Below are 22,783 nucleotides of genomic sequence, written 5' to 3'. Positions count from 1 at the left end.
TGTGCGGCCCTGGCCCTGGGGTACGTGATCAGGGACGTCCCCGCTGCCCGCGCAGGTGTTCCGCGATGGGCTTGAGCGCCTTGTCCAGCTCCGTCAGGTCCTCCGGGGCCAGCAGGTCGATGAAGTGCCTGCGGACGGAGGCCACGTGGTGCGGTGCGACCTTCCGCATCGTCTCCATGCCGTGCTCGGTGAGGACGGCGAAGAGCCCCCGGCGGTCGGACTCGCAGTTCTCCCGCCGGACCAGGTTCGCGCTCTCCATGCGGGTGATCTGGTGGGAGAGGCGGCTCTTGGACTGCATCGTGGCGGTGGCCAGGTCGCTCATCCGCATTCTGTCGCCCTCCGACTCGGAGAGGTTCACCAGAATCTCGTAGTCGTTCATTGTCAGGCCGAACGGCTGCAGGTCCTTCTCGAGCTGGTGCGTCAACAGCCTGTTGACCTCCAGGTGGGTGCGCCAAGCACACTGCTCCGTATCGGTCAGCCAGCGAGTGGCCGTCTCGGTCTCCATGAATGAAGTCTACCTAAAAGGTTGAAAGGCGAACTAGTGAGGGGTTTTCCGTGACGGTGACGGTGCGCACGCGTTCGATGTCACACTCCGCAGATTACCGCTCACAGCCCGAAGCGGCGCTGGAGGTCCCCCAGCTGTCCGGGAAGTCCCGATACCCCCGAGCGGCCTCCCGGCGCCCCCGAGGGCCCGCCGCCGGGCACCCCCGCCTGCTGCGGAGGAGTCCCCACGGCCTGCTCCGCCATCAGCGCCTCGCTCGACTGGAGCAGCACCGTGCCGGCCCCCACGAACTCGAACTGGTGCTCCTCCCCGGAGGCCCCGCCGAGCCCCGTCATCGCACGTAGACCGCCCAGTAGGCCGGTCATGTACCCGTGGTCGTAGTGGTGGCACGGAGACGGGCAGTCGGCCCAGCCGACCAGGGCCTGCGGGTCGACCCGGATCGGCGGTTCCATGAACACCACCGGACCGTTGGACGCGGCCACGAACTTTCCGGTTCCGATCAGCGTCAGAAAGCCCGGCACGATCGACTGCTTGAGCGCGAGGCTTGGCTGAAAAGCGAGCAAGTTGCCCGAGCGAATGGTCAGATTGCCGTCCTCCAGGTCGTACGAATTCACGTCGAAGGCCCGGTCGGCGAGGAGCATCTTGCCCGAGCCCTCCGCCACGACCCAGTCACTGGCGTGCAGAGGCGAATGGAACGAAGTCCGCACCAGACGGTCCAGCCGGCCGTGCCCGATCCCGTTGAAGTCGATCGTCCCGTAGTAGGCGATCATCTTCCCCTTCTGCAGGAACCACTGGCTCCCCTTGAGCTCCACGCAGAAGGTGTACGCGTTGACGTTGTCGTCGGCCGGCAGCGTCGCCGGGTCGTGGTGGACCGTGCTCAAAGCTTCTCCTCGGACGCCTGGACGAACACCGTGCCGCTGCCGCTCAGCTCCAGCTGGAACGCCTCGCCGGAGCCGCGTCCCACCATGTCCCGCCAGCCCAGGGCCGTGGACAGCTTGTTGCGCACGTCGCCGTGGTGGGCGACGTAGGCCTGCGGGTCCACGCGCACCGGCCGCTGCGGGGTGACGGGCACCTCGAAGACGCCCCCGTGGGCCATCACCGCCACCGAGCCGTGTCCCTTGAGGGACGTGGTGAACAGCCCCTGCCCGCTCACCTGGCCCCGCACCATGCCCATGACCCCGCCCTGCGAGCCGAGGAACACGGTGCTCTGCTCCAGGGTGCCCTCGAAGGCGAGGAGGCGGTCCGCCTCCACGTACAGGGTGTCGCCCGAGAGGTTGATCACCTGGACGTGGTGGCCGCCGTGCCCGAAGAACACGGTGCCGCTGCCCTCCACGGTCATCAGCGGCGTGTCCTCGTTCGCCACCCGGCGCCCGATCATCGACATGACCCCGCCCTGACCGCCCCGGAGGTTGGGGGTGAAGGACACCTCGCCCTGGTAGGCGAGCATGGCCCCGCGCTGACTGAACAGCCGCTGCCCGGGCGCGACGGTCGCCCGGACCATCTTGGAATTGATCTCCTCGAAGGCCATCTCAGACATCCCCCGCGATCGTGTTCCGCTCGCTCGGCTGCACGTACACCAGTCCGTCGCCCTCGAAGCGGATCTGGAAGGCCTCCCCGCCGCCCTCCCCGAACAGCGTGCGGAAGGTCGCGCCCGACTGGAAGGACTGCCGCAGGTTCCCCTGGTGCGCGACGTACGCCCCCGGGTCGACGGTCAGCGGGTACTGCGCGCTGACCCGCAGCACCACCGCGGGACCGTCGGACATGATCGCCGCCTGGCCGTGCCCCTCGATCGTCGTGGTGAACAGCCCGTTGCCCTGGGAGGCGCCGCGCGTGCCCGTGAAGCTCGTGCCGGTCCGCAGCCCGGCGTCGGCCGCCAGGAAGTTGCTCGACTCGACGTACAGCTTGTCGCCCTGGAGGGCCACGAGGTTGATCTCCGAGGCCCGGTCCGCGAACCAGCAGGTGCCCTGCCCCTTCACCTCCATCACCGTCATCTGCTCGCCGGTGATCCGCCGGGTCACCATCCCCCGGATGCCCTCACCGCCGCCGCTCAGCTTCTTGAAGGCCATCTCCCCGTCGTACGCGACCATCGAGCCGTTCTTCGCCTTCACGGCGTCTCCGGTCATGTCGACGGCGAGGACCTTGCTGCCTTGAAGTCGGAACATCGCCACGGTGCGAAAGTAGCCCCGCCACGGGTGGACAGAACAGGGCCCACGGGTGGAGAACGACCCTGAGTCCATCCCTTGGGGCATTGTTTGCCACAATGGGCGAACGATTGTGCTTCCGTTCACAAGGCGGAGCGCACGCCACCTGCGCCGTCAGCGACTCCCTCCCACTCTCTCCCTCCCGAAGGTGACCCGTGGACCTCAAGACCGCCACTGCCCTCCGCCGCCTCCGCCTGGTCTCGGCCCCCGAGGCGATCTCGTTCCTCCTCCTGCTCGTCTGCTCCGTGCTGAAGCGGACCACCGACTTCAACGCGGTGCCGGCGATGGGCATGATCCACGGTGTCCTCTTCGTGCTGTACGTGATCTTCTGGGCGGACGCCTGGAACCGCGCCAAGTGGCCGCTGAAGACCGCCGCCCTCTACTTCGTCCTCTCGGTCCTGCCGACCGGCGGCTTCTTCGCCGAGCGCAAGCTCAAGCGCGAGGCCGAGAGCGCGGTCATCGCCTCCCGCGCCCGCCAGGAAGGGATCGTCAACGCATGATCGTCGCCTTCTCCGTGACACCGCTCGGCGTCGGCGAGGACGTGGGGGAGTACGTCGCCGACGCCGTCCGGGTGGTCCGCGAGTCCGGGCTGCCGAACCGCACCGACGCGATGTTCACGTCCGTCGAGGGCGAGTGGGACGAGGTCATGGACGTCGTCCGGCGGGCCGTCGCCGCCGTCGAGGCACGCGCGCCGCGGGTCTCCCTGGTCCTCAAGGCCGACATCCGCCCCGGCGTGACGGACGGCCTCACGTCGAAGGTCGAGACGGTCGAGCGCCACCTCGCCGAATGAGCGCACGGTGAGCGCCCGGCGCGGGCGGTGGTATCGAAAGGCGAGACGGGGCTGACCGGCATGTGACCTGCCGGTAAGGTCTGTGGGCGTGCCGAAGCCCCTCAGTCTCTCCTTCGATCCCATCGCCCGAGCCGACGAACTCTGGGCGCAGCGCTGGGGCGGTGTGCCGTCCATGGCCGCGATCACCTCCATCATGCGGGCCCAGCAGATCCTGCTGGCAGAGGTCGACGCCGTGGTCAAGCCGTACGGGCTGACGTTCGCGCGGTACGAGGCGCTGGTGCTGCTCACCTTCTCCAAGTCGGGTGAGCTGCCGATGTCCAAGATCGGCGAACGCCTGATGGTGCACCCCACCTCCGTGACGAACACCGTCGACCGGCTGGTGCGGTCCGGCCTGGTGGCCAAGCGCCCCAACCCCAACGACGGCCGCGGCACGCTGGCCACCATCACCGACAAGGGCCGCGAGGTCGTCGAGGCGGCCACCCGCGACCTGATGGCGATGGACTTCGGCCTGGGCGCGTACGACGCCGAGGAGTGCGGCGAGATCTTCGCGATGCTCAGGCCGCTGCGGGTCGCCGCGGGGGACTTCAAGGAGGACTGAGCGCGTCAGCGCATCGGGCGATGCTCCCTCGTAGTGGTGAGAAAGTCGCCGCTGAGCTGCAGAAACGCTTACCCGTGCCGTCGTCGCTGCGATCCTTGCAGCGGTCGCCGATCGGGTCGACCACTCTTCCGGGGCCGTTCGCGATGGGAAGTCTGCCGATGAGTGTTCGAAAGTTCGTGCGTGGCATGGTGACGGCCGGGACGGCCGCCGTGGCGGGCGTCGCCCTCGTGTTCGGCGCGTCGGGCCCGGTGCACGCCAGTGCCACGGGGAGCACGGCCCTCGGCACCTTCGACTACGACCTGCGTGGTGCGGGCATCAGGGTCCCCGTCGGTTGCTTTCTGACCCACACCATCGAGGGGTCGGGAAAGCGGATCACGTCACAGTTCGCGGGCGTCGACTGTGCCGGTCTCGCGGCCACCTTCTCCAAGTTCTGCAACTGGAGGATCGACTTCTCCTACGCGGACACGGACAACAGGACCTACCGGACCTCGCGTGGGGCGACGCATACGGAGTGCAAGGGGAACCCGATGCGTCACGTGGCTCCGCAGACGCTGCCCACGTACGGCAAGGCGTGCGCGAAGTTCCATGTCAACGGCAAGTTGCGTGCCGTGCAGTGTCACTACATCACCAAGTGACCGTGAACCACCCGGCTCGCGGTCACGGGGTCATGAGCTCGCGGCGGCAGGGCTGGGCTGCCGGTCGGCCGTGATGAGCGGCTGCACCTCGCGGGTCACGCGGCGCTCGACGAAGAAGGCGGCTGTCGGGATGGTGCCGGCCAGGAGCACCCACAGAAGGCGCATCACCGGCATCTTCGCCTTGTTGCCCAGGTCGAAGGCGAAGACCAGGTAGAGCACGTACAGCCAGCCGTGTGCGATGCCGACCACCGTGACCAGGCTGTCGAACCCGTCCAGGTCCAGCAGGCGCTTGCCGATGACGCCCACGGTCAGGACGACCAGCAGCACGGCCGTGACGTAGGCCATCACCCGGTAGCGGGTCAAAACGCTCTTCTTCATGGCTGTCAGCGTAGCTGGTGCGCTGCCGCCCCTGACGCGCACGTCCTGACCAGCCCCACTGTCATTTACTAGGGCGTCCTAGTAAATTCGAGAGCATGGACGCTGACGCCATTCAAGAGGGCCGTCTTCGCTGGCAGGCCCGGTACGACGCGGCGCGCAAGCGCGACGCGGACTTCACCACGCTCTCCGGCGACCCCGTGGAGCCGGTGTACGGGCCCCGGCCCGGGGACGAGTACGAGGGCTTCGAGCGGATCGGCTGGCCGGGTGAGTACCCCTTCACCCGCGGCCTGTATCCGACCGGGTACCGGGGGCGTACGTGGACCATCCGGCAGTTCGCCGGGTTCGGCAACGCCGAGCAGACCAACGAGCGCTACAAGATGATCCTCCGGAACGGGGGAGGCGGCCTGTCCGTCGCGTTCGACATGCCGACGCTGATGGGCCGCGACTCCGACGACCCGCGCTCGCTCGGCGAGGTCGGGCACTGCGGGGTGGCCATCGACTCGGCCGCCGACATGGAGGTGCTGTTCAAGGACATCCCGCTCGGGGACGTGACGACCTCCATGACGATCAGCGGGCCCGCCGTGCCCGTGTTCTGCATGTACCTGGTCGCAGCCGAACGCCAGGGTGTCGACGCGTCCGTGCTCAACGGCACGCTGCAGACCGACATCTTCAAGGAGTACATCGCCCAGAAGGAGTGGCTCTTCCAGCCCGAGCCCCACCTGCGGCTCATCGGCGACCTCATGGAGTACTGCGCGGCCGGCATCCCCGCCTACAAGCCGCTCTCCGTCTCCGGGTACCACATCCGCGAGGCCGGGGCGACGGCCGCACAGGAGCTGGCGTACACCCTGGCGGACGGCTTCGGGTACGTGGAGCTGGGGCTGTCCCGCGGTCTGGACGTCGACGTCTTCGCGCCCGGCCTCTCCTTCTTCTTCGACGCGCACCTCGACTTCTTCGAGGAGATCGCCAAGTTCCGCGCGGCGCGCAGGATCTGGGCCCGCTGGATGCGCGACGTGTACGGGGCGCAGACCGACAGGGCGCAGTGGCTGCGGTTCCACACCCAGACGGCCGGTGTCTCGCTGACCGCGCAGCAGCCGTACAACAACGTGGTCCGTACGGCGGTGGAGGCGCTCGCGGCGGTGCTCGGCGGGACCAACTCCCTGCACACCAACGCGCTCGACGAGACCCTCGCGCTGCCCAGCGAACAGGCCGCCGAGATCGCCCTGCGCACCCAGCAGGTGCTGATGGAGGAGACCGGTGTCGCCAACGTCGCCGACCCGCTGGGCGGTTCCTGGTTCGTCGAGCAGCTGACCGACCGGATCGAGGCCGATGCCGAGAAGATCTTCGAGCAGATCAAGGAGCGGGGGCTGCGGGCCCATCCCGACGGGCAGCACCCCGTCGGGCCGATCACCTCCGGTCTCCTGCGCGGCATCGAGGACGGCTGGTTCACCGGGGAGATCGCCGAGTCGGCCTTCCGCTACCAGCAGGCTCTGGAGAAGGACGACAAGAAGGTGGTCGGCGTCAACGTCCACACCGGCTCCGTCACCGGCGACCTGGAGATCCTGCGGGTCAGCCACGAGGTCGAGCGCGAGCAGGTGCGGGTCCTGGGCGAGCGCAAGGCCGCCCGCGACGACGCGGCGGTGCGCGGTGCCCTGGACGCCATGCTGGCCGCGGCCCGCTCCGGCGGCAACATGATCGAGCCGATGCTGGACGCGGTGCGCGCGGAGGCGACGCTGGGCGAGATCTGCGGAGTGCTTCGCGACGAGTGGGGGGTGTACACGGAGCCTGCGGGGTTTTAGGCGCAGCGTGTCCTGGTGGGCGTCTCCAGGGGGCTCCGCCCCCCCTGGACCCCCGGGCCTATGCCCACCCACCACCCGACTCGGTCGGCTGCGAAGCCAAGCCCCACAGCAGTACCTGCGTCAGACCGCGTACCCACTCCTCGTTCGCGGCCTCCGCGCTGACCAGCGTGCGGTGCACCACCGCTCCCGCGACCATGTCGAAGATCAGGTCCGCGGTGCGGGCCGCCTCCGCGGCGTCCGGCTCCGGCGGCAGCTCCCCCCGGGCCTGGGCCCGCGCCCTGCCCTCCAGGACCAGGCGCTTCTGCCGCTCGACGATCGACGTGCGGATGCGCTCGCGCAGCGCCTCGTCCCGGGTGGACTCCGCGACCACCGCCATCAGGCCGCTCCTGGCCTCCGGACGGGCCAGGATCGCCGCGAACTGGAGCACCACGCCCTCGATGTCGGCGGCGAGGGAGCCGCGGTCGGGCAGTTCGAGCTCGTCGAAGAGCTCCGCCACCGCGTCCACGACCAGTTCGTTCTTGCCCGCCCAGCGGCGGTAGAGCGTCGTCTTGGCAACCCCGGCCCGCGTGGCGACGTCTCCCAGGGTGAGCTTCGACCAGCCGAGGTCCACCAGGGCGGCCCGCGTCGCGGCCAGGATCGCGGTGTCCGCCGCGGCACTGCGCGGGCGTCCGGCACGGCCGGCGGGGCTGCTGCTCTGCATCCCCCGACCTTAACCGGCGGGTAACACACGCTCCGTCGTGAGACAGATCACCGGGGCGGGGTGTTGCGACCGGCCCTCCTGGCATTACGCTACGACGCGTAGCGAAAGCGCGGGTCCGCCCGCGCCCCAGCGACGACCACGGGCGTGGGGTGGGGACCCGGCGCCGAGCAGTGCACACGCCGAACAGCACACATCCGGGCGGGCTTTCGACCCGCTTTTCACACGCGCGCGCCGTACGGGGGAGGATAGACCCATGCAGCCACGGAACATGTCCATGAGCGGGGTCGTCGACCTCGCCGCGGTGAAGCAGGCCCAGGAGGCCAAGGCGAAGGCGGAGCAGGCGCGCGCCGAGGCGGCCCGCCAGGGCGGGACGGGTGCCGTCTCCCCTGCCGACCTCGTGATCGACGTCGACGAGGCCGGCTTCGAGAGCGATGTCCTGCAGCGGTCCACCGAGGTCCCGGTCGTCATCGACTTCTGGGCCGAGTGGTGCGAGCCCTGCAAGCAGTTGAGCCCGGTTCTGGAGCGGCTCGCCGTCGAGTACAACGGACGCTTCCTCCTCGCCAAGATCGACGTCGACGCCAACCAGATGCTGATGCAGCAGTTCGGCGTCCAGGGGATCCCGGCCGTGTTCGCGGTCGTCGCCGGACAGGCGCTGCCGCTCTTCCAGGGGGCCGCCGGTGAGGCGCAGATCCGCCAGACCCTGGACCAGCTGGTGCAGGTCGGCGAGGAGCGCTTCGGCCTGACCGGTCTCGTCGTCGATCCCGAGGCGGAGCCGGGCGCCGAGCGGCCCGCCGCCCCCGAGCGCCCGGCGGGGCCGCACGACGCGGCGCTGGAGGCCGCCGTGCGGGCGCTGGACGCGGGCGACCTGGGCGGTGCCGTCCAGGCGTACAAGAACGTGCTGGCCGAGGAGCCGGGCAACACGGAGGCCAAACTGGGCCTGGCCCAGGCCGAGTTGCTCCAGCGGGTGCAGAACGCCGATCCGCAGAAGGTCCGTCAGGACGCGGCCGACAAGCCGGGCGACGCCCAGGCGCAGATCGCCGCCGCCGACCTGGACCTGGTGGGCGGTCACGTGGAGGACGCCTTCGGGCGCCTCATCGACACGGTGCGCGTCACGGCGGGCGACGACCGGGACGCCGTACGGCTGCGGCTGCTCGAGCTGTTCGAGGTGGTCGGTGCCGACGACCCGCGGGTGACCGCGGCGCGCCGGGCGCTCGCCCGCGCCCTGTTCTAGTCGGCGTTTTAAACGCCGTCGACGTGTTGCGCGTGTGAAGGAGCTGTCGAAGTGGCGTCACTGCGGCCGCGCTTTACCAAAACTTGGTAATCGCGGCCGCTGTTACTGCCAGTAAGTCGGCAGCGTCGATCTGTCGGACTCTGTCCATCGATCAATAGTTTTGTTCCGTCCTGATGGCACACCCAGCGTCGCCGTTCGGGGCCGGTGTGTCGTCCCGCGGTCACACGCCCGCTACTAGCCAGTAACGAACCCCCTTGTGTCGACGGCGAGAATGCACCACGATCGGCGACGCTCGGTCCATTCCCGTACCCCGACAGCCGGTCGGGTGGCGGGGGTTCCTGGGTCCCCACCGAGCAGGGCCGGCGGCAGTGATGCCGGCCCTTGGGCAGGGGGGTCTTCGCTCATCCGGCGAAGCCTGTCCAGCAGGGTTGTGCGTGATGCGTGTCAGGCGCGACCAGTGGTTGTCGCTCGGGGGTGATCGCCGGTTATTCGGGCGCGTTGTACGTGCCGCCGAGTGCGGGCGCTCTCCTTCCCGAGGACGTAGCACTTCTCCCATCCCTGCCAGACCGTGCCCCCGAACCGGAGGCCGGCCGAGGCCAGGAGATGTACGTCCGAGAAGGAGGAAATATGGAGTCCCAGGTGCGTGGCGGGACCAGATGGAAGCGGTTCGCTGTGGTGATGGTGCCCAGCGTCGCCGCCACGGCTGCGATAGGCGTCGCGCTCGCGCAGGGCGCTCTCGCCGCGTCGTTCAGCGTGTCGGGTCAGTCGTTCAAGGTGACGGCGGACCGGCTCGACGGCACGGGCTTTATGCAGTACGGCGCGATCGACTCGGGCTACACGCTGAAGGGCGAGAAGACGGCTCACCCCGTCGCGGTCTCGGCGTTCAAGTCCGCGCAGATCAAGAACATGTGCCAGTCCGTGGTCACCCCGGACATCCCGCTGATCGGTTCGGTCAGCCTCATGCTGAAGGCCGGCGGTGGCGACACCCCGGTCAAGGCGGAGAACCTGTACATCGACGTCGAGGACCTCGAGGCCGATGCCACGTTCCGCGGCATCGACATCGGTGTGGCCGCCAAGGACGCCAACAAGGGTCCCGGCATCAAGAAGGGCGACACCACGAACCCGTACGGGTTCGCGCAGCAGGCCGACTCGGCCACGCTGACCGGTGTGAAGCAGACGGCGTGGGCGACCACCGCCGGAACCTTCAAGCTCAGCGGTCTGAAGATGTCGCTGTCCAAGGGTGTCAAGGAGTGCTACTAAGCACTCGCTGACGGGCGGGGGAGCCGGTGGCGCCCCCGCCCGTCCACTCTCCGGCCGCGCCTTCACGCGCGGACCACATCTCCACCACAGCAAAGCCGTACCAGGGAGCTGTTTTCCATGAGCGCCGAGACTCCTGCCGCAGCCGGCCAGTTCACCCGCCGGAAGCTGCAGTTCCGTGCCTGGCGAGGCGCGCGGCCGTTCTGGGCCGGACTGTTCGTCGCGCTCGGCGGACTCCCCATCGCCTACTTCCCGTACGCGAACCTCCAGATCGGTCACCTGACGCTGGCGATGTCCACCACCGCGGGCGCCGGGTCCCTGATCATCGGCGTGCTGCTGGTCGTCCTGGGCGTCAGCCTGTGGTTCCAGAAGCACGTCCGGGTCTTCGCGGGCGTCGCGGCGATCCTGCTGGCGCTGGTGTCCATCCCCGTGTCCAACCTCGGCGGCTTCCTCATCGGCTTCCTGCTCGCGCTGATCGGCGGGGCCATGGCCGTGTCGTGGGTGCCGGGCGAGCCGCCGCGGGCCGAGCCGCCGCTGGAGGGCAAGGGTACGAACGGCGCGCCCGAGGGCGTGGTCCCCGGCAGCGCGGCCGACGACACCGCGTTCCCCGGCTTCCCGGAGCCCGGGACCCGGGCGACCGACCCCACGGTGCCGGGGCCGCGGGGCGGGATGGACGACGGGGAGCCCTCCCAGGCCTTCATGGCACCGGGGGCGCACGATCTGTCAGGAACGAGCCCGGCCAACGGGGCGAACGGGAGGCACAGTGCCGGCTGACGAGGTGACCCGCGGGACTGACGTGGAGTCGTCCCGTGTGAGAACCGGGCCGCGCCACGCGGCACCCAAGAAGCCGTTGTTCACCAGGTTCCAGATGCCGGCCGGCAAGGCGATAGCCATCGCGGCGATGCCTACGGCGGTGCTCATGGGGATGGGGTTCACGCCGACGCTCGCCATCGCCGACGGCAACGACGCGGCGCCGCCCTCCAACAGCCTGACGGCCGACGAGTACAAGGACTGCGTGGCGGCCCTCGAGGACGCCGAGAAGGACCCGTCCGAGTCGCCCACGCCCTCGCCCTCGGCGACCGACGGGGCCGACGAGGGCAAGGACGACACCAAGGAGCCCGACCCCTCGGCCACCACCGGGGAGTCCGGCAAGGACACGGGCGCGGACGCCGGCACGGACAAGGGCGACTCCTCTTCGTCGGATTCAGGTTCCGACGACGAGGGCGCCAAGGACGAGCAGGCCGCCCCCGACCCGAGCCCCTCCGCGTCGCAGAGCGAGGAGGCGTCCGGCTCGACCGCCGCGCCGTCCCCCTCCGAGTCAGAGACCGAGGGCGGTCTGCTGGAGGGCCTCGGCGACACCCTCGAGGGCATCTTCACCGGCGGCAAGAAGGCCGAGGAGAGCCCGAGTCCCACGCCGACCCCCTCGGCGTCCGAGAGCGCGTCCGGCGCGTCCGGCGCGTTGCAGGACACGACCGAGAAGGTCACCGACGCCGCGAAGGACACCGTCGAGGGCGTGACCGACACGGCGTCGAAGGCGGTCGAGGACACCGGGAAGTCGGTGGACAAGGCGGCCGAGGCGGCCAAGGAGGCGGCCGAGAAGGCGAAGGAGGACGCGGCGAAGGCGACGGAGGACGCCGCCACCGCCACGCCCACCCCCAGCGCCTCCGCGAGCGCCGGCACGGACGTGGACGACTGCCCGGCCGCCACCGACGAGGAGGGCGGCGTCGACAACAAGGTGCCGCTGCCCGACGACCCGTGGTACCTCAACGCCAGCTCGCTGCTGCTGAAGGGCGCCTCCTACAAGGGCGTCGTCGAGGTGAAGACGGCCAACGGCACCACCAAGAAGGTGCTGAAGTACGTCATCTCCGACGGCACCGACATCGGCGACCTGCACCAGACGGTGAAGGACGAGCAGGCCGGCAAGACCTACCACGTGCAGGCGGCCGAGGGCTCCACGTCCACGATCCGCGACGGCGACACGGTGATGTACACCGAGAGCATCTCGGGCAACCTGCTCGGGCTGATCCCGATCACCTTCGACCCGGAGAACCCGCCGCCGCTGGACATCCCGCTCATCTACTTCACCAAGGTGACGGTCGTCCAGGCCGGCCAGTTCGGCGGCACGCTCCACATCCCGGGACTGCACCAGTACACGACCGACTGAGCGCGCCCGCGCACCCCGTCGGGAGCCGCACAACGCCTGAGGGCGCCCCCTGGTCGCAGGGGGCGCCCTCAGCGCCGTACGGGAGCCCTACAGGGGCCGCGGGCGCCGTCAGCCGCGCCGCGTCTCGCCCAGGTGGTGCACCCGGACCATGTTGGTGGTGCCGGGCACGCCGGGGGGCGAACCGGCGGTGATCACGACGATGTCGCCGTCGTTGAACCGGCCCAGGCGCATCGTCTCCTGGTCCACCAGGTCGACCATCTCGTCGGTGCTGTTCACGAACGGCACCACGTGCGGCTCCACGCCCCAGCTGAGCGCCAGCTGGTTGCGGGTGGACTCGTCGGTGGTGAAGGCCAGGACCGGCTGGCAGGCGCGGTAGCGGGAGAGCCGGCGGGCCGTGTCACCGGACTGGGTGAAGGCCACCAGGCCCTTGCCGCCCAGGAAGTCGGCGATCTCGGCGGCGGCACGGGCCACCGAACCGCCCTGCGTGCGCGGCTTCTTGCCCGGCACCAGCGGCTGGAGGCCCTTGGAGAGCAGCTCCTGCTCGGCGGCGGTGACGATCTTCGACATCGTCTTGACGGTCTCGATCGGGTACGCGCCCACGCTGGACTCGGCGGAGAGCATGACCGCGTCCGCGCCGTCCAGGATCGCGTTGGCCACGTCGGAGGCCTCGGCACGGGTCGGACGGGAGTTGGTGATCATCGACTCCATCATCTGGGTCGCCACGATCACCGGCTTGGCGTTGCGCCGGCACAGCTCGATCAGGCGCTTCTGCACCATGGGGACCTTCTCGAGCGGGTACTCGACGGCCAGGTCGCCACGGGCGACCATCACACCGTCGAACGCCAGCACGACGTCCTCCATGTTGTCGACCGCCTGCGGCTTCTCCACCTTGGCGATCACCGGGACGCGGCGGCCCTCCTCGTCCATGACGCGGTGCACGTCGGCCACGTCCTTGGCGTCCCGGACGAAGGAGAGGGCGACCAGGTCGCAGCCCATGCGCAGCGCGAACCGCAGGTCCTCGACGTCCTTCTCGGACAGCGCGGGGACGTTCACCGCGGTGCCGGGCAGGTTGATGCCCTTGTGGTCGGAGATGACGCCGCCCTCGATGACGATCGTCTTCACCCGGGGGCCCTCGACCTCGGTGACCTTCAGCTCGACGTTGCCGTCGTTGATGAGCACCTGGTCGCCCTTGGTGACGTCACCGGGCAGGCCCTTGTACGTCGTGCCGCAGATCGTCCTGTCGCCCGGGACGTCCTCGGTGGTGATGGTGAACTCGTCACCGCGCACCAGCTCGACGGGACCCTCCGCGAAGGTCTCCAGGCGGATCTTCGGGCCCTGCAGGTCGGCGAGGACACCGATGGCCCTGCCGGTCTCCTTGGCGGCGGCCCGCACCCGGTCGTAACGCCCCTGGTGCTCGGCGTGGGTGCCGTGGCTGAAGTTGAAGCGGGCCACGTTCATGCCGGCTTCGATCAGCGTGACGAGCTGCTCGTGGGAGTCGACCGCGGGGCCGAGAGTACAGACGATTTTCGAACGGCGCATGGGGCGATCCTATCGGTTTGTTTCGCTGCGGAATATTCCGTCTGGCGGAAAGTACAAAAGGGCGGGATGCCGCTCAGGTGAGATTGAGATTCCCCGAATCATTTACCAGCGCGTAGGTCTGTGCAGCGATCTCCATTTCCTCGTCCGTCGGTACCACCGCCACCGCCACCCGCGCCCCCGCGGGCGAGATCAGCCGGGCCCCCTCGCCGCGTACGGCGTTCAGCTCGCCGTCGACCGCCAGGCCCAGCCCTTCCAGCCCCGCCACCGCCGCCTCGCGCACCGGCGCCGAGTTCTCCCCGACCCCGGCCGTGAACGCCACGGCGTCCACGCGTCCGAGAACGGCGCAATAGGCGCCGATGTACTTCTTGAGCCGGTGAATGTAGATGTCGAAGGCCAGCCGTGCCCGCTCGTCGCCGGCGTCGACACGGCGGCGGATCTCCCGCATGTCGTTGTCGCCGCACAGTCCGATCAGACCGCTCCTGTTGTTGAGAAGAGTGTCGATCTCGTCGGCGGACATTTCCCCAACACGCATCAAATGGAAGATGACGGCCGGGTCCATGTCTCCCGAGCGCGTACCCATCACGAGCCCCTCCAAAGGCGTCAGCCCCATGGAGGTGTCCACGCACCGCCCGCCCCGCACGGCGGAGGCGGACGCCCCGTTGCCCAGGTGCAGCACGATCACGTTCACGTCCTCGGGCGCCCGGCCCAGCAGCCGCGCCGTCTCGCGGGAGACGTACGCGTGCGAGGTGCCGTGGAAGCCGTAGCGCCTGATGCGGTGCGCGTCGGCGGTCTCGACGTCGATCGCGTAGCGGGCCGCGGACTCGGGCATCGTCGTGTGGAAGGCGGTGTCGAACACGGCGACCTGCGGCAGGTCGGGGCGGAGCGTCTGCGCGGTGCGGATGCCGGTGAGGTTGGCCGGGTTGTGCAGCGGGGCGACCGGGATGAGCCGCTCGATCTCGGCGAGCACGGCGTCGTCGATCACGGTCGGCTCGGTGAAGCGCAGACCGCCGTGGACCACCCGGTGCCCGATCGCGGCCAGCTCGGGGGAGTCGAGGCCCAGGCCGTCCCGGTCCAGCTCGGTCGCCATGGCCTTCAGGGCGGCGTCGTGGCCGGGTACCGACCCGTTCCACTCACGGCTCTCCCCGCCCGCCGGGGTGTGCTTGACGCGGGAGCCGCCCTCGCCGATCCGCTCGACCAGGCCCACGGCGAGGCGCTCGCCGCCGCGCATGTCGATCAGCTGGTACTTCACCGACGAGGAGCCGGAGTTGAGGACGAGGACACGGGAGCCGCTCACAGGTCGGACGCCTTCTCACTGGGGGACTGCTGGGCCTGGATCGCCGTGATGGCGACGGTGTTGACGATGTCCTGCACGAGCGCGCCCCGGGACAGGTCGTTGACCGGCTTGCGCAGGCCCTGGAGCACCGGGCCGACGGCGATGGCGCCGGCCGAGCGCTGCACCGCCTTGTACGTGTTGTTGCCGGTGTTCAGGTCGGGGAAGATCAGCACGCTGGCCTGTCCGGCGACCGTGGAGCCGGGCAGCTTGGTCGCGGCCACCGACGGCTCGACCGCGGCGTCGTACTGGATCGGCCCCTCGATGCTGAGGTCCGGGCGGCGCGAGCGGACCAGCTCGGTGGCCTCGCGCACCTTGTCGACGTCCGCGCCGGAACCGGACGTGCCCGTCGAGTACGACAGCATCGCGATCCGCGGCTCCACCCCGAACTGCGCCGCCGTCGACGCCGACTGGGCGGCGATGTCGGCGAGCTGCTCCGCGTCCGGGTCCGGGTTGACCGCGCAGTCGCCGTAGACCAGGACCTTGTCGGCCAGGCACATGAAGAAGACGGAGGAGACGATGGCCGCGTCGGGCTTCGTCTTGATGATCTCGAAGGCGGGGCGGATGGTCGCCGCCGTCGAGTGCACCGACCCGGACACCATGCCGTCGGCGAAGCCCTCCTGCACCATCAGCGTGCCGAAGTAGTTCACGTCCGAGACCACGTCGTACGCCAGCTCCACCGTCACGCCCTTGTGGGCGCGCAGGGCGGCGTACTTCTCGGCGAAGGAGTCGCGCAGCTCGCTGGCGGTCGGGTCGATCAGCTCGGCGCCTGCCAGGTCGATGCCGAGATCGGCGGCCTTCTTGCGGATCTGCTCGGCCGGGCCGAGCAGCGTCAGCTCGCACACCCCCCGGCGCAGCAGCACCTCCGCCGCGTGCAGCACCCGCTCCTCGGTGCCTTCGGGCAGGACGACCCGGCGCAGGTCGGAGCGGGCCTGCTCCAGCAGCTTGTGCTCGAACATCATCGGCGTGACGCGGTCGCTGCTGGGCGCGGAGACCCGCTTGTTCAGCTCGGCGGTGTCGACGTACCGCTCGAAGAGGCCGAGGGCGGTCTCCGCCTTGCGCGGGGTGGCCGCGCCCAGCTTGCCCTCCAGGGAGAACAGCCGCTCGGCGGTGGGGAAGCTGTTGCCGGTCACCGAGAGCACCGGTGTGCCCGGGGCCAGCCGGTCGGCGAGGGTGAGGATGCCCTCGCCGGGCACCTCGTTCAGGGTCAGCAGCACGCCGGCTATCGGCGGGGTGCCGGCGCTGTGCGCGGCCAGCGTGCCGATCACCAGGTCGGCGCGGTCGCCCGGCGTGATCACCAGGCAGCCCGGGGTCAGCGCGGCCAGCAGGTTGGGGAGCATGGCCCCGCCGAAGACGAAGTCCAGCGCGTCGCGGGCGAGCCCGGAGTCGTCGCCGAGGACCACCTGGGCGCTCAGGGCGTGCGCGATCTGCGAGACCGTCGGCGCGGACAGGGCGGGCTCGTCCGGCACCACCCAGCACGGTACCGGCAGCCGGTGCGCGAGCCGCTCGGCGATCTCGTCCCGGTCCTCGCGCGTGACCCGGTTGGTCACCATGGCCAGGACGTCGCAGCCCAGCCCGTCGTAGGCGCGGAAGGCGTTGTGGGTCTCCGCGAGCACCGACTCGGCGGTCTGCTTGCGGCCCCCGACGACGGGAAGGACCGAGGCGCCGAACTCGTTGGCGAGCCGCGCGTTCAGCGACAGCTCGTCCGGGAACTGGGTGTCGGCGTAGTCGGTGCCGAGGACGAGGACGACGTCGTAGTCCCGCGCGACCAGGTGGAAGCGGTCGACCAGCGCGGACACCAGCTCGTCCACGCCCTGTTCGGCCTGGAGGAGGGAGGCCTCCTGGTAGTCCATGCCGTAGACCGTGGCCGGGTCCTGCGAGAGCCGGTAGCGGGCGCGCAGCAGCTCGAAGAGCCGGTCGGGCCCGTCGTGCACCAGGGGACGGAACACACCGACCCGGTCGACCTGCCGGGTCAGGAGTTCCATGACCCCCAGCTCGACGACCTGGCGGCCGTCACCGCGGTCGATACCGGTCACGTACACGCTGCGCGTCACGCGTGCTCTCCGTTTCTTCGGGGTGAGCGTTTCGTAGGGGTGCGGAACCCTCTTGACAGTACCTCCGGCGATGGTTAAGGCGCCCGTCAGCGTCCACCGCCGTCCGGGCCGTGGAACAATTGGATCGGCTCACCGGTGTCAACAGCGAGCAGGAGACACAGCACGATGCGTATCGGAGTTCTCACCGCAGGCGGCGACTGCCCCGGCCTGAACGCAGTGATCCGGTCGGTCGTGCACCGAGCGGTCGACAACTACGGCGACGAGGTCATCGGCTTCGAGGACGGCTACGCGGGGCTGCTGGACGGCCGTTACCGCACCCTCGACCTCAACGCGGTCAGCGGCATCCTCGCCCGCGGCGGCACCATCCTCGGCTCCTCCCGCCTGGAGCGCGACCGGCTCCGCGAGGCCTGCGAGAACGCCGGCGACATGATCCAGAACTTCGGCATCGACGCCCTGATCCCGATCGGCGGCGAGGGCACGCTCACCGCGGCCCGGATGCTGTCCGACGCCGGCCTCCCGGTCGTCGGCGTGCCGAAGACCATCGACAACGACATCTCCTCCACCGACCGCACCTTCGGCTTCGACACGGCGGTCGGCGTCGCGACCGAGGCGATGGACCGCCTCAAGACCACCGCCGAGTCCCACCAGCGCGTGATGGTCGTCGAGGTCATGGGCCGGCACGCCGGCTGGATCGCCCTGGAGTCCGGCATGGCCGCCGGCGCCCACGGCATCTGCCTGCCCGAGCGCCCCTTCGACCCCGCCGACCTGGTCAAGATGGTCGAGGAGCGCTTCTCCCGCGGCAAGAAGTTCGCCGTTGTCTGCGTCGCCGAGGGCGCCCATCCCGCCGAGGGCTCCATGGACTACGGCAAGGGCGCCATCGACAAGTTCGGCCACGAGCGCTTCCAGGGCATCGGCACCGCGCTCGCCTTCGAGCTGGAGCGCAGGCTCGGCAAGGAGGCCAAGCCGGTCATCCTCGGCCACGTCCAGCGCGGCGGCGTACCGACCGCGTACGACCGCGTCCTCGCCACCCGCTTCGGCTGGCACGCGGTGGAGGCCGCGCACCGGGGCGACTTCGGCCGGATGACGGCGCTGCGCGGCACGGACGTCGTGATGGTGCCGCTGGCGGAGGCGGTCACCGAGCTGAAGACGGTGCCGAAGGACCGGATGGACGAGGCGGAGTCGGTCTTCTAGACCCTGGCTGCCCACGGGCGGTGGCTAGGGGTGCTTCTCGACCGCCGTCCAGAAGTGCTCCACGATCCGGTCGAGGAAGTCCCGGCCCCCGGCGCTCGAGTCGGGGGCGCCGCCGCCCCAGCTGAGGGTGGCGGTCATCCGCCCCTGGTAGTCCTGGTGCAGCACCTGCAGGACGTTCTCCAGGACGCGCCGGTCCAGCGGGGCCAGCTTGGCGATCGGGCGGACACAGCCCTGCCAGCGCGTGGTCACCGCGCTCGTCAGCAGGTCGGCCAGCTTCTCCTCGCGCCCGGTGACGGTCACGAAGTCGGGCAGCGAGAGGCCGAGCACGTCGGCGAGCTGGGCCGACTGCCGGTCGGTGCCGCGCCAGTCGTCCGCCTCCTCCATCCGCACGTAGGCCGAGAGCCCGAGCCCGACCGCACGCGCCACGTCCTCCGGCGCCAGACCGCGGGCGACGCGGTGCTCGCGCAGGGACTGCGGCCGCCCGATCAGCTCGCCGGGCGAGCACCACAGCACCCCCGCGAGCGCGGTCAGCTCCGGCCCCTCGGGGGAGGCCGTCCCCCGCTCCCAGGCGATGACGAGGTCAGGGGTGACGTACGGCAGGCCGTACGAGACCCGTATGCCGTGGGCGACGTGCTCGGGCCCCATGCTGAGGGCGGCACGCAACCGGCGGGCGGCGAGGGCGTTGAACGGGGGGCCCGACTGGCTCGGGCCGGGTGAGGGTCGGCGCACGCGCCACACCGTAGGGGTCCGGGGCGGTGCTGACTACGGGCTGTTCGGCCAGCGATACGGGTTGTAGGAACGTACGGGGGATGTGCGCGGAACCTACGGGCGCGCGCGGACTGTTTCGCGCTCCCCCGGGAGCGCTCACCCTTTGACCGCCCCGCCCAGCGCGAACCCGCCGCCCAGCCGCCGGGAGATCAGCACGTACAGCAGGACGACCGGCGTGGAGTAGACGATCGAGAACGCCGCGAGCTGCCCGTACGCGACCATGCCCCGGTTGCCGAAGAAGTCGTTGATGCTGACCGAGGCGGGCATCTGGTCCGGGGAGAGCAGCAGCATGAAGGGGACGAAGAAGTTCCCCCACATCATCACGAACGAGAACACCGTCACCACCGCCACCCCGGGCCCCATCAGCGGCAGCACGATCCGCAGCAGCGACTGGAACGACGACGCCCCGTCCGTCCACGCCGCCTCCTCCAGCTCCTTCGGCACCCCGTCCATGAAGTTCTTCATCAGCCAGATCGCGAAGGGCAACTGCGAGGCGGCGAAGAAGAAGATCGTCCCCTGCATGGTGTCGATCATGTTCACCCGCACGAACAGGGCGTAGACCGGCACCATGATCGCCGTGATCGGCAGGCTGGTCGCGAAGAGGATGGTGAGCAGGAACGGCCGGTTCAGCCGCGACCGGAAGCGGGAGAGCGGATACGCCGCGAGCGCCGCGCTCACCACCGTGAGCAGGGTGGCCCCGCCGCACAGGATCAGGCTGTTGAGCAGCGGAGTGAAGGTGATCTCCGGGGTGAGGATCGCGTCGAAGTTCTCCAGCGTGACCCCGTCGGGGACCTTGACCCTGAGACTCGCGTGCGGGTCGAGGGCCGACAGCACCACCCAGGCCAGTGGCAGCACGAAGGCCGCGGCCACCACCAGCAGCCCGGCGTCGGCGGCGGTGCGGCGCCGGTTGCGCCGGGATGCGTGGGTGTGGGCCATCTCAGACCTCCGTCCGCAGCAGGCGCAGGTACACGACCGAGAACAGCGAGCCGATCAGCAACAGCAGCAGCGCCACCGCCGTGCCGTACCCGATCAGGCTGTTCTGGAAGGCCTGCTCGTACATGAACAGCGGCAGCGTCTGGCTCTTGCCGCTCGGCCCGCCCCGCGTCATCACCCAGATCAGCCCGAAGACCGACAGGGTCTGCAGCGTGTTGAGCATGAGGTTGGTGCCGATGGAGCGCCGGATCATCGGCAGCGTGATGTGCCACATCCGCCGCCAGCCGCTCGCGCCGTCGACCTCGGCGGCCTCGGTGACCTCCTTGGGGATCTCGTTCAGCGCGGCCGAGTACACCAGCATCGAGAACGCCGTGCCCCGCCACACGTTGGCGAAGGACACCGCCAGGATCGGCAGCGTGAACAGCCAGTTCTGGGAGGGCAGATGGAGCCAGTCCAGGATGGCGTTGAGGGTGCCCTCGCGCCGGAAGAAGGCGTAGAGCAGGAAGCCCGCCACCACCTCCGGCAGCACCCAGGCCGTGACAACGATGCCACCGGTGAGCGTACGGACCGGCTTCGAGGCCCGCTGCATCAGTGAAGCCAGCGCCAGCCCCAGGGTGTTCTGCCCGATCAGCGAGGACAGCACGGTGAACACCAGGGTCAGCCATACGGCGTTGAGGAACGCCTCGTCCTTGAAAGCGCGGGTGAAGTTGTCGAAGCCGACGAAGGACTCCTGAGCCTGCCCGGTGAGCTGGAGGTCGGTGAAGGCGATGACGACGCAGTAGACGATCGGGCCGGCGAGGAAGAGCAGAAGCAGGACGAGGGCGGGGGAGACGGGCAAAGCGCGGAAGAGGGACCGGCGGACGGAACCGGTCCCCGCGCCGGAGGGGGCCGGGGAGACCGGGGTCTTACGGACCTCCGGCCCCGCGTGCTGCGGCGCGGCCGCCGTCACTTGCTCACCACCTGGTTGTCGGTCGCCTCCTTGAGCGCCTCGTCGTAGCCGCGCGCCGCCTCCTCGACCGACTTGTCGCCGGTCGTCACGCCCTCCATCGCCTCCTGGATGGCGACGGACACCTTCGGGTACGCCGGGTAGGCGGGCCGGTAGTGGGTGTCGGCGACGAGGTCGGTGAAGAACTTGATGCCGGGCTGGGCGTCGACGTACGAGGGGTCCTTCGCGACGTCCTCGCGGACGGAGATGCCGGAGTTGGCGACGTACCACTTCTGGGCGTTCGCCTTCGTCTGCATCGTCTTGATGAACTCGAAGGCGAGGTCGGGGTTGCCCGCCTTGGCCGGGATGGACCAGGTCCAGCCGCCGGACATGCTCACCCTGCCGGGAGCCTGGCCGTTCTGCGTGGGCATGGCGGCGAGACCCAGCTCCTTCGACCACTCGGGCCACTCGTGCCCGCTGCCCTCCAGCCAGTCCTGCGGCAGCCAGGAGCCGTCGAGAGCGATCCCGAGCTTGCCCTGCGGCAGCAGCTCACCGCGGATCTTCGTGGAGAAGTTGGGGTCGAGCGCGTCGGAGACCTCCGGACCGAGCTTCTCCTTGTACACGGTCTCGACGAAGCCGAGGGAGTCCTCGAACCCCTGCCCCGCCGTGATCCACTTCTTGCTCCCCTTGTCGTACAGCGGGTCGGCGCCACCGTCCCCCGTGCCGTACAGCTGCATCTCGAAGCCCTGCATGGTGGCCATCTCACCGGCGGGCTTGCCCGTGTAGACGTTGAGCGGTGTGATGCCGGGGACCTTCGCCTTGATGGTGCGGGCGGCGTCGAGGACCTCGTCCCAGGTCTTCGGCTGCCAGTCGGCGGGCAGCCCCGCCTTGGCGAAGACGTCCTTGCTGAACCACAGCCCGCGCGTGTCGGTGCCGTCCGGGACGCCGTACGTCTTCCCGTCCTCGCCCTTGGCCGCGGCCTTCGCCGTGTCGATGAACTGGTCCCAGTCCTTCCACTCGGCCAGGTACTCGTCGAGTGGCTTCAAATACCCGCTGGTGATGTCGGAGTTGATGAGGAACGTGTCCTCGTAGACCAGGTCGGGCGCGGTCTTGGGGGAGCGGAGCATCTGCTGGAGCTTGGTGTAGTACTCCGAGTCCGGCGCCTTGATCGGCACCAGCTCGACCTTCTTGCCGGGGTTGGCCTTCTCGAACTGCTTCTTGATGTCGCCGAGGTAGGTGTCCATCACCTTGACGGAGTTGTCCGTCGACTGCTTGAAGGAGACCTTCACCGTGTCCGGATCACTGCCGGAGCCGCTTCCGCAGGCGGCTAGCGAGGTGGAGGCGAGCGCGGTGAGGGCGAACAGGGCGGTGAACCGGACGGTGGGGCGCACGGGCATGACCTCCTACGGGCACACGACGCTGTGGCCTGGACGGCTGCGTGGCGAACGTAAGAGGAGTGGTCTAGTCAGGTCAATGAGTGTGCGCCGGTTTGGTTTCCGGAGGTGGCGATCGCGGCGCCCGCAGAGGTGGTGCGACTGCTCGCGCGTGACGCGACGCCCGCCGAACTGCATCCGCAGGGCCCACTCGTGCACGTACGCCACGTACGCGACGGGACTGTCGCGGTCCAGAACCTGCTGACGCCGCAGGCGCTGTACGACGCGCAGTTCGAGTCCCGAGCCGGGCAGGGGCGGAAGCGCTGCGGCGAAGAACGCGCGGGCGTACTCGCCGGGTTCGGCCAGGGCCCGAACGGCGGGCCGGATGTCCGGCATAGTCATGAGCTACCGCCGGGGT

At 69.8% G+C, this 22,783-nt stretch carries 24 protein-coding genes; 10 read left to right on the top strand and 14 right to left on the bottom strand.

Annotated features, from left to right (window positions below; translation table 11 throughout):
* Window positions 1-28: 28 nt before the first annotated feature.
* The 4 genes from ABS735_RS29760 to ABS735_RS29745 form a co-directional block, all read right to left on the bottom strand.
* A complete protein-coding gene (locus ABS735_RS29760; protein WP_109033473.1) occupies window positions 29-505 on the bottom strand; it encodes a MarR family winged helix-turn-helix transcriptional regulator in 477 nt (158 codons plus the stop codon).
* Window positions 506-606: 101 nt separating this feature from the next.
* On the bottom strand, window positions 607-1,383 hold the full coding sequence (locus tag ABS735_RS29755) for an AIM24 family protein (RefSeq protein ID WP_373902364.1): 777 nt from the start codon (window positions 1,381-1,383) through the stop codon (window positions 607-609).
* Window positions 1,380-2,030, bottom strand: coding sequence for an AIM24 family protein (locus ABS735_RS29750; protein WP_373902763.1), 651 nt, complete (start codon window positions 2,028-2,030; stop codon window positions 1,380-1,382). The genes ABS735_RS29755 and ABS735_RS29750 overlap by 4 nt, the downstream gene beginning before the upstream one ends.
* 1 nt (window position 2,031) lies before the next feature.
* Window positions 2,032-2,664, bottom strand: coding sequence for an AIM24 family protein (locus ABS735_RS29745; RefSeq protein ID WP_373902363.1), 633 nt, complete (start codon window positions 2,662-2,664; stop codon window positions 2,032-2,034).
* A gap of 194 nt (window positions 2,665-2,858) precedes the next feature.
* On the opposite strand from ABS735_RS29745, the gene ABS735_RS29740 reads away from it, so the two are divergent.
* The 4 genes from ABS735_RS29740 (at window position 2,859) to ABS735_RS29725 (ending at window position 4,726) form a co-directional block, all read left to right on the top strand.
* A complete protein-coding gene (locus ABS735_RS29740) occupies window positions 2,859-3,203 on the top strand; it encodes a DUF3817 domain-containing protein (protein WP_003973588.1) in 345 nt (114 codons plus the stop codon).
* Window positions 3,200-3,493, top strand: coding sequence for an MTH1187 family thiamine-binding protein (locus tag ABS735_RS29735; RefSeq protein ID WP_043383196.1), 294 nt, complete (start codon window positions 3,200-3,202; stop codon window positions 3,491-3,493). The genes ABS735_RS29740 and ABS735_RS29735 overlap by 4 nt, the downstream gene beginning before the upstream one ends.
* A gap of 88 nt (window positions 3,494-3,581) precedes the next feature.
* A complete protein-coding gene (locus ABS735_RS29730; protein WP_373902362.1) occupies window positions 3,582-4,091 on the top strand; it encodes a MarR family winged helix-turn-helix transcriptional regulator in 510 nt (169 codons plus the stop codon).
* Window positions 4,092-4,249: 158 nt separating this feature from the next.
* The gene (locus tag ABS735_RS29725; protein ID WP_373902361.1) at window positions 4,250-4,726 is read left to right on the top strand and encodes a hypothetical protein; all 477 of its coding nucleotides are present in this window, start codon (window positions 4,250-4,252) and stop codon (window positions 4,724-4,726) included.
* Window positions 4,727-4,756: 30 nt separating this feature from the next.
* On the opposite strand, the gene ABS735_RS29720 is transcribed toward ABS735_RS29725, so the two are convergent.
* Window positions 4,757-5,104 carry a DUF3817 domain-containing protein gene (locus ABS735_RS29720; protein WP_373902360.1) on the bottom strand — a complete coding sequence of 116 codons (348 nt, stop codon included), beginning with the start codon at window positions 5,102-5,104 and terminating at the stop codon, window positions 4,757-4,759.
* 95 nt (window positions 5,105-5,199) lie between these two features.
* Here ABS735_RS29720 and ABS735_RS29715 point away from each other — a divergent pair, with 95 nt between their 5' ends.
* Window positions 5,200-6,900, top strand: coding sequence for an acyl-CoA mutase large subunit family protein (locus ABS735_RS29715; protein ID WP_373902359.1), 1,701 nt, complete (start codon window positions 5,200-5,202; stop codon window positions 6,898-6,900).
* A 58-nt stretch (window positions 6,901-6,958) separates the two neighbouring features.
* On the opposite strand, the gene ABS735_RS29710 is transcribed toward ABS735_RS29715, so the two are convergent.
* Complete coding sequence (locus tag ABS735_RS29710; RefSeq protein WP_373902358.1) at window positions 6,959-7,600, bottom strand: TetR/AcrR family transcriptional regulator; 642 nt, start codon at window positions 7,598-7,600, stop codon at window positions 6,959-6,961.
* Window positions 7,601-7,853: 253 nt separating this feature from the next.
* On the opposite strand from ABS735_RS29710, the gene ABS735_RS29705 reads away from it, so the two are divergent.
* The 4 genes from ABS735_RS29705 (at window position 7,854) to ABS735_RS29690 (ending at window position 12,252) form a co-directional block, all read left to right on the top strand.
* Entirely contained in the window at window positions 7,854-8,831 is a 978-nt protein-coding gene (locus ABS735_RS29705) for a tetratricopeptide repeat protein (protein ID WP_373902357.1), read from the top strand.
* A gap of 627 nt (window positions 8,832-9,458) precedes the next feature.
* Entirely contained in the window at window positions 9,459-10,091 is a 633-nt protein-coding gene (locus ABS735_RS29700; RefSeq protein WP_123626280.1) for a DUF6230 family protein, read from the top strand.
* Window positions 10,092-10,208: 117 nt separating this feature from the next.
* On the top strand, window positions 10,209-10,862 hold the full coding sequence (locus ABS735_RS29695; protein WP_373902356.1) for a DUF6114 domain-containing protein: 654 nt from the start codon (window positions 10,209-10,211) through the stop codon (window positions 10,860-10,862).
* Complete coding sequence (locus tag ABS735_RS29690; RefSeq protein WP_373902355.1) at window positions 10,852-12,252, top strand: hypothetical protein; 1,401 nt, start codon at window positions 10,852-10,854, stop codon at window positions 12,250-12,252. The genes ABS735_RS29695 and ABS735_RS29690 overlap by 11 nt, the downstream gene beginning before the upstream one ends.
* Before the next feature lie 108 nt (window positions 12,253-12,360).
* Here the strand turns inward: ABS735_RS29690 and pyk are convergent, their stop codons facing one another.
* The 3 genes from pyk to pta form a co-directional block, all read right to left on the bottom strand.
* The gene (gene pyk / locus ABS735_RS29685; RefSeq protein WP_373902354.1) at window positions 12,361-13,791 is read right to left on the bottom strand and encodes a pyruvate kinase; all 1,431 of its coding nucleotides are present in this window, start codon (window positions 13,789-13,791) and stop codon (window positions 12,361-12,363) included.
* Between the two features lie 73 nt (window positions 13,792-13,864).
* A complete protein-coding gene (locus tag ABS735_RS29680; protein WP_373902353.1) occupies window positions 13,865-15,085 on the bottom strand; it encodes an acetate kinase in 1,221 nt (406 codons plus the stop codon).
* Window positions 15,082-17,175, bottom strand: coding sequence for a phosphate acetyltransferase (pta, locus tag ABS735_RS29675; protein ID WP_373902352.1), 2,094 nt, complete (start codon window positions 17,173-17,175; stop codon window positions 15,082-15,084). The genes ABS735_RS29680 and pta overlap by 4 nt, the downstream gene beginning before the upstream one ends.
* A gap of 165 nt (window positions 17,176-17,340) precedes the next feature.
* Here pta and ABS735_RS29670 point away from each other — a divergent pair, with 165 nt between their 5' ends.
* Entirely contained in the window at window positions 17,341-18,366 is a 1,026-nt protein-coding gene (locus ABS735_RS29670) for an ATP-dependent 6-phosphofructokinase (RefSeq protein ID WP_373902351.1), read from the top strand.
* Between the two features lie 24 nt (window positions 18,367-18,390).
* Here ABS735_RS29670 and ABS735_RS29665 read toward each other — a convergent pair whose 3' ends face one another.
* From ABS735_RS29665 to ABS735_RS29645, 5 genes are all read right to left on the bottom strand, one after another.
* Complete coding sequence (locus ABS735_RS29665; protein WP_373902350.1) at window positions 18,391-19,104, bottom strand: helix-turn-helix domain-containing protein; 714 nt, start codon at window positions 19,102-19,104, stop codon at window positions 18,391-18,393.
* Between the two features lie 126 nt (window positions 19,105-19,230).
* Window positions 19,231-20,070 (bottom strand): carbohydrate ABC transporter permease, encoded by an 840-nt coding sequence (locus ABS735_RS29660; protein WP_373902349.1) that lies wholly within the window; start codon window positions 20,068-20,070, stop codon window positions 19,231-19,233.
* Window position 20,071: 1 nt separating this feature from the next.
* Window positions 20,072-21,016, bottom strand: coding sequence for a carbohydrate ABC transporter permease (locus ABS735_RS29655; protein WP_373902348.1), 945 nt, complete (start codon window positions 21,014-21,016; stop codon window positions 20,072-20,074).
* The gene (locus ABS735_RS29650) at window positions 21,013-22,389 is read right to left on the bottom strand and encodes an extracellular solute-binding protein (protein ID WP_373902347.1); all 1,377 of its coding nucleotides are present in this window, start codon (window positions 22,387-22,389) and stop codon (window positions 21,013-21,015) included. Before ABS735_RS29650 ends, ABS735_RS29655 begins: the two co-directional genes overlap by 4 nt.
* Before the next feature lie 6 nt (window positions 22,390-22,395).
* On the bottom strand, window positions 22,396-22,761 hold the full coding sequence (locus tag ABS735_RS29645) for a Scr1 family TA system antitoxin-like transcriptional regulator (protein ID WP_373902346.1): 366 nt from the start codon (window positions 22,759-22,761) through the stop codon (window positions 22,396-22,398).
* Window positions 22,762-22,783 lie beyond the last annotated feature (22 nt).

Source organism: Streptomyces sp. MMCC 100 (assembly GCF_041538145.2).
Lineage (GTDB): Bacteria > Actinomycetota > Actinomycetes > Streptomycetales > Streptomycetaceae > Streptomyces.
Note: the sequence above shows the minus strand (reverse complement) of the source record. Positions and strands in the feature narration are given on the sequence as shown.